4 protein-coding genes, 1 tRNA gene and 1 rRNA gene are annotated in these 5590 nt (G+C 38.3%); 3 read left to right on the top strand and 3 right to left on the bottom strand.

Annotation, left to right across the window (positions count from 1 at the left end; all coding sequences use genetic code 11):
* The first annotated feature begins 14 nt into the window (after positions 1 to 14).
* Positions 15 to 86: transfer RNA gene (locus tag ACIPKN_RS26790), tRNA-Glu, on the top strand.
* Between the two features lie 172 nt (positions 87 to 258).
* Here ACIPKN_RS26790 and nadA read toward each other — a convergent pair.
* Genes nadA through nadB form a run of 3 tightly spaced genes read right to left on the bottom strand, consistent with a single transcriptional unit; the run spans position 259 to position 3752 of the window.
* On the bottom strand, positions 259 to 1362 hold the full coding sequence (nadA, locus tag ACIPKN_RS26785; RefSeq protein WP_400942035.1) for a quinolinate synthase NadA: 1104 nt from the start codon (positions 1360 to 1362) through the stop codon (positions 259 to 261).
* Positions 1349 to 2209, bottom strand: coding sequence for a carboxylating nicotinate-nucleotide diphosphorylase (gene nadC, locus ACIPKN_RS26780; RefSeq protein ID WP_400942032.1), 861 nt, complete (start codon positions 2207 to 2209; stop codon positions 1349 to 1351). Before nadC ends, nadA begins: the two co-directional genes overlap by 14 nt.
* Positions 2166 to 3752, bottom strand: coding sequence for an L-aspartate oxidase (nadB, locus tag ACIPKN_RS26775; RefSeq protein WP_400942030.1), 1587 nt, complete (start codon positions 3750 to 3752; stop codon positions 2166 to 2168). The genes nadC and nadB overlap by 44 nt, the downstream gene beginning before the upstream one ends.
* A gap of 91 nt (positions 3753 to 3843) precedes the next feature.
* Between nadB and ACIPKN_RS26770 the strand changes: the two genes are divergently transcribed.
* Together ACIPKN_RS26770 and rrf are read left to right on the top strand one after the other, a co-directional pair.
* Positions 3844 to 4923 (top strand): cysteine desulfurase family protein, encoded by a 1080-nt coding sequence (locus ACIPKN_RS26770; protein ID WP_400942028.1) that lies wholly within the window; start codon positions 3844 to 3846, stop codon positions 4921 to 4923.
* 577 nt (positions 4924 to 5500) lie between these two features.
* A 5S ribosomal RNA gene (gene rrf / locus ACIPKN_RS26765) occupies positions 5501 to 5590 on the top strand; the annotation flags it as partial.

Genomic DNA, 5590 nt, shown 5'->3' with positions numbered 1-5590 from the left:
CCTTCTCCGCCATTGGCCCGTTGGTCAAGTGGTTAAGACACCGCCCTTTCACGGCGGTAACACGGGTTCGAATCCCGTACGGGTCATACTGAAATACAGTAGATGTAATTTACATCTACTGTATTTTTTTGTATAAAAATAGTTTTTAAGATTCTAAGATGAAATTTATTTATAATGAATATCACAACATGCTTGCGAAAAAGACTCAGTAACTATAATAACAAAACGTCTACCAGAAATGAGTAGACGTTTTGCCTTTTATGCCCTTAATAGCATCCTTTCAAGTGAGCTACGTGCTTCTTCAGCAGTGTGAGCATCTACTTGAATACGATTATGTGGTTGCCCCTTCTCTATACTTTCTAAGGACCAAAGCAGATGGGGAAGGTCAATTCGATTCATTGTAAGACAAGGACAGAAGTTCTTATTTAAAGAGATAATCTGCTTATCAGGGTGCTGCTGGATTATCCGATTAACAAGATTCATTTCTGTACCGATTGCCCATGCTGAACCACTCGGTGCTTTATTAATCGTATCGATAATGTATTTTGTAGAACCTGCATCATCTGAAGCCGCAACAACTTCACGATTACATTCAGGATGAACAATGATACGCATAGTTGGATGAACTTGACGTATAAGCTCCGTATGCTGAACTGTAAAACCTTCGTGGACGGAGCAGTGTCCCTTCCATAAGATGACTTGAATGTTTTCTGGTGGCTGATCTGTCTCAAGCATATTTGTATGAGGATTCCAAACTGCCATATTTTCAAGCGGTATTCCTAAATCATACGCAGTATTTCTTCCTAAATGTTGATCTGGTAAAAAGAAAATACGTGGTTTTTGTGTAAATGCCCATTTAACCATTTCTTTTGCATTGGACGATGTTACGCAGGCTCCACCATGACGCCCAGTAAATGCTTTAATGGCAGCAGTAGAATTGACATATGTTAGAGGGATAATGGTATCGCCAAAGAGTTTCTGTAAAATCGGCCATGCTTGTTCTGTTTGATAAATGTCTGCCATGTCTGCCATTGAACAGCCTGCACGCATATCAGGTAAATAAACATGCTGTTGTTCAGTTGTGAGCATATCAGCTGTTTCCGCCATAAAGTGTACGCCACAAAATACTATATGTTCAGCTTCCTTGTTAGCTGCTGATAATTGAGCAAGCTGCAAGGAATCCCCTGTTGCATCTGCAAATTGAATCACTTCATCTTTTTGATAATGATGTCCAGGGATAAAGAGCTTACTACCTAATTTCTTTTTTATAGCTATAATGCGAGATTCCATGTCATTTTTAGATAATCCACGATAATGCTCTGGTAGTAATGATGTTTGTTGTAATAAACTAGTGATGGACAATGGAATTAGCTCCTTTCGTTTTTACTAGTGCACTAATATCAAAGGCTTTTACTGAATGTGTTAGTGCTCCGAGTGAAATCCATTGAATACCTGTTTCTGCATAGGTATTTAAGTTATGAAGCGAAATGCCACCTGAAGCTTCTGTAGCAATATGTGGTGGAACTACTGGAAGCCATTCACGTATTTCTTCAGGGCTACGATTATCAAACATAATGATATCTGCGCCGGCTGCAATTGCTTCATCTAATTGTGCTTTTGTTTCGATTTCGACTTCAATTTTAATAGTGTGACCGATTTTTTCACGGGCCGCCTGTACTGCATTAGTAATACTACCCGCAAAAGCAATATGATTATCCTTCAGCATGATCGCATCGAATAGACCATTGCGATGGTTATAGGCGCCACCGACTCTAACAGCGTATTTATCTAACATACGCATTCCAGGCATTGTTTTGCGCGTATCGCATATTTTCGCATTAGTACCTGCAGTTTCTCGCACAGCTAAATTTGTAGTTGTGGCAATAGCAGACATACGCTGGATAAGATTCAAAATTACACGCTCTCCCATTAATAACTGTTGAAGAGGTCCTTGAATAACAGCGAGAACTTCACCATCCTTTACTTTTTCACCATCTTTTTTATATAGGGTAATATCCATCGATCGATCAAGTAGAAGAAATCCATGCTCAATGATGAGAGCTCCACAAAAAATACCGTCTTCTTTTGCATAAAAAGAAAAAGATCCTTGCTGTTCAGGGGAAAATATTAACTCACTCGATAAATCCCCATCACCTATATCCTCATTAAAAAATTGTTTTAGCAATTCCTCGAGTTTGATGATATTCATATAATGAATTCCTCACTTTCATCTGTCCTTGTTGAAAAATGATCCAACGGTTTGCCCAATGATGATCATCTTGTGGTCTGTCAATGCGAATATGTGATCCACGAGTTTCTTTTCGTGTAATGGCTGCGTGCGCCATTAATGTAGCGACAATATGCATCATGTAAAGTTCGAGTTCCTGCCGATTCAAGCTATCTAAATCAACATGAAGAAGTGTTTGCATTGAGGGCAATTGTTGTACGAATTGTTCCATATCGATACGATTTCGCACAATGCCTAACGTGTGCATCATCATTTGTCGTAATTGATCTTTTGTAAATAATGATGGCATTGTTTGTTGGTGATGTTTGTCATCAATTAAGAAACTATTTTGCTTACAACCTGTTTGAATAATGTATTGGGCTGTTCTTTGTCCAAACGTAATGCCTTCTAAAAGAGAGTTACTAGCTAAACGATTGGCACCATGCACCCCAGTACAAGCAACTTCACCTATTGCATATAGATTAGGAATAGATGTTCTTCCCTTGTCATCAGCAACAACACCACCCATTAAGAAATGACTACCTGGTGCTACAGGAATTAATTCATCTTGTAAATTAACATGATTGTCATAGCAAAGCTGAGCAATCGTAGGGAATTTTTCTTCAAAGTGTTCGATACTTGAAATATCAATAAAGGTTTCCTGCCCAGCAGCACGTTTATTAAATAATGCATGTGCAGTAATATGGCGTGGTGCTAAGTCCAACTGCTCATGAATGCCTTTCATTATGGGATGACGCAGTGCATCGACAAACTTTCCTCCGGCGCCACGGACAGCTTCAGAGACTAATCCTTTGGCCTGCCCTCCACACCAAAGTAAGCTCGGATGAAATTGCATAAATTCCATATCACTGATGGCAGCTCCAGCACGATATGCTAAAGCGATACCATCTCCAGTATTCGTAGCAAAGTTAGATGTACAAGAATATATAGCACCCGCACCTCCTGTCGCTAGAATGACGTGGTGGGCAAGGTAGCGCTTCGTTCCCTCTGCTCCTTTTGTCAGAACACCAACACAAGCTCCATCTGTATTCAATAAAAGCTCGTAAGCCATTTCATAGCAATTCACAACGATATTAGATGTAAGTTGTCTGAGCAAATAATCGATCATTACTTGGCCAGTACGATCACCACCTGCATGTAAAATACGGTGATGACTATGTGCCCCCTCTAAGCCTAGAGCGGGGGACCCATCAACTTGTCGATCAACTGGGAAGCCCTCATTTAATAAATCACTCATAATTTCCGTACCGTTTTCTATTAGTACTTCAACATTCCTTCTTTCATGATGATATTCACCAGCAATCAACGTATCAGCAATGTGAAACTTTGGATGATCTTCTTGACTTGTAACGGCAGCAATACCGCCTTGAGCACGATAAGAACTACTCATTTTAATTGAACATTTTGTAACTATCTGAACTTGAAAATGTCCTTCGAGTAGTCGAGCAGTTTGAAGTGCAGCAACGCCGCTACCAATAATAAGTACATCTGTCATTACATCCATACATATACCTTCTTTACAGTTGTCTTGACACATATCTTTACATAAAATAAAAGAGAAAACAAGACCTGATGAACTAGAAGGGAAGAATAAGATGATTTATTTGGATTACGCTTCAACCTCTCCAATGACTCCAAAAGCTCTTAAAGCATATTGTGAGGTAGCAAAGCAGTATTATGGGAATAGTGCAAGCCTACATGATCTAGGGGGCCAAGCACATTATTTTGTTGAACAGGCAAGAGCTGTCGTAGCAAAATCTCTTGGAGTAAATAGTGACGGTGTCATTTTTACTGGAAGCGGAACGGAGGGCAATTTAATTTCGATTTTGTCATTAGCTTTAGCGTCAAATAAAGGGAAGCACATTATTTCATCACAAGCTGAACACACTTCCGTGCATGCGGCTTTAAATACGCTTGAAAAAATGGGGTTTGTGGTCACGAAGTTACCTTTACAGCAAGATGGTTGTATTCATGTAGAGCAACTACGAGAAGCCATACAAGAAGATACGGCTTTAATCACTATCCAACATGTAAATTCAGAGATAGGCTCTATTCAACCTATTGAAGAAATAGCCGAGATTGCAAAACAATCAAACGTTCTCTTGCATGTTGATTGTGTACAGTCCTTCTGTAAACTTCCGTTAAAGCAGAAAGTAGATGCTATTACAATTTCAGCTCATAAAATAGGTGGGCCAAAAGGATGTGGAGCTATTTATATTAATCCTAAGCTCCGTGTTCCTGCATTAGCACCAGGTGTCACGCATGAACGTGGGTTTAGGGGAGGAACATTAGATACTCCAGCTATTGTCGCTTTTGCTACGGCGATTGAAGATTATCAATATGAGCGGAAGCACTATGAAGCATTACGTCAAAGTTTTAAGGGAAAATTACAAGAAACGTGTCAAATAATTGAGAGTAAGGAGCAATTGCCTAATATTTGTGGTGTACTAATGAAAAGAGTAGAGGGTCAATACGTTTTGTTAAAATTAAATGAAGCGGGGATATATATTTCCACAGGAAGTGCTTGTGATAGCCATGGTGAATCTGGTACTAACGCGATTTTATCAATGGGCTATTCTATGGAAGCGGCACGTCAATTTTTTAGAGTATCTTTTGGTCCAGCAACAACATTTGAGGAAATTGTTCAATTACAAATGGCTCTTTCTGTTATTTAACCTATTTAGCAGTTTTTGGTAAGAAAGTGCAACGTCAGAAATGTTCTTTCACCTGAGAGGAAATTTAGGGTTTAAATGATTGAGGATTAAATGAAACTAGAAAACTATCATTAAATAATTGTGAAATTATAAATTAACAGCCATGTTAGTTGAATCTATTAATAGTTTTTCGTTTATATTTTGCTTATTTAGTTGATTGTAACGAAGGGCTACTCTGATCGATCCTGTCGTAGATTAAAGATTCCTGCAAATAGCGAAGTGTCTCGACAATCAGAAAAGAGTAGCTCAAATCGGAAAACTGTGTTTTTTAATGAATAAAAATTGATAAAAATACTTCTGATAAATTAATTGTTTTCTTTTAATTAATCAATTGTTATAATAAATAGCAGAGTGATAATTTCTCTTACATAACAAAAATATCTTCGAAAAGTAATGATTTCTTTTTTTTTTATAAAAAAGTGTTGCACAATGTGAGAAAACGTTATACAATAATTCTTGTCTTGAAGGACAGGTAATAAAAACTTCAAAACGAAATACATAAGATTTTCAACATACGAAGTATATTGAAAACTAATAGTCTAGTGATGATGGCAAAGAGGTCACACCCGTTCCCATACCGAACACGGAAGTTAAGCTCTTTAGCGCCGATGGTAGTTGGGGGCTTCCC

It is taken from the genome of Lysinibacillus sp. NPDC086135 (assembly GCF_044746345.1).
GTDB lineage: Bacteria > Bacillota > Bacilli > Bacillales_A > Planococcaceae > Lysinibacillus.
This window is presented reverse-complemented; position numbering and strand designations above follow the sequence as displayed.

What these genes read in the sequence shown, in the direction of transcription:
- ACIPKN_RS26770 (WP_400942028.1), top strand. Translation starts at nt 3,844, where the DNA reads ATGATTTATTTGGATTACGCTTCAACCTCTCCAATGACTCCAAAAGCT.
- nadC (WP_400942032.1), bottom strand. Translation starts at nt 2,209, where the DNA reads ATGAATATCATCAAACTCGAGGAATTGCTAAAACAATTTTTTAATGAG.
- nadB (WP_400942030.1), bottom strand. Translation starts at nt 3,752, where the DNA reads ATGGATGTAATGACAGATGTACTTATTATTGGTAGCGGCGTTGCTGCA.